We start from the raw sequence: 812 nt of genomic DNA, 5'->3' as shown, positions 1-812 counted from the left end.
GTCGCTGCCGCAGCTTCGGTGCATGGTTTAGCCCCGTTACATCTTCCGCGCAGGCCGACTCGACCAGTGAGCTATTACGCTTTCTTTAAATGATGGCTGCTTCTAAGCCAACATCCTGGCTGTCTGTGCCTTCCCACATCGTTTCCCACTTAACCATGACTTTGGGACCTTAGCTGGCGGTCTGGGTTGTTTCCCTCTTCACGACGGACGTTAGCACCCGCCGTGTGTCTCCCGTGATAACATTCTTCGGTATTCGTAGTTTGCATCGGGTTGGTAAGCCGGGATGGCCCCCTAGCCGAAACAGTGCTCTACCCCCGAAGATGAGTTCACGAGGCGCTACCTAAATAGCTTTCGGGGAGAACCAGCTATCTCCCGGTTTGATTGGCCTTTCACCCCCAGCCACAAGTCATCCGCTAATTTTTCAACATTAGTCGGTTCGGTCCTCCAGTTAGTGTTACCCAACCTTCAACCTGCCCATGGCTAGATCACCGGGTTTCGGGTCTATACCCTGCAACTTAACGCCCAGTTAAGACTCGGTTTCCCTTCGGCTCCCCTATACGGTTAACCTTGCTACAGAATATAAGTCGCTGACCCATTATACAAAAGGTACGCAGTCACCCCATAAAGAGGCTCCCACTGCTTGTACGTACACGGTTTCAGGTTCTTTTTCACTCCCCTCGCCGGGGTTCTTTTCGCCTTTCCCTCACGGTACTGGTTCACTATCGGTCAGTCAGGAGTATTTAGCCTTGGAGGATGGTCCCCCCATATTCAGACAGGATACCACGTGTCCCGCCCTACTCTTCGAGTTCACA

At 52.7% G+C, this 812-nt stretch carries 1 rRNA gene; it reads right to left on the bottom strand.

The features are described from left to right. Positions 1–812: ribosomal RNA gene (locus QQF33_RS03365) — 23S ribosomal RNA — on the bottom strand; the annotation flags it as partial.

Source organism: Lelliottia wanjuensis, assembly GCF_030238365.1.
In the GTDB taxonomy this organism is placed as follows: Bacteria; Pseudomonadota; Gammaproteobacteria; order Enterobacterales; family Enterobacteriaceae; genus Enterobacter; species Enterobacter wanjuensis.
The sequence above is the reverse complement of the archived record's forward strand: the minus strand, read 5'-3'. Positions and strand labels throughout refer to the sequence as shown.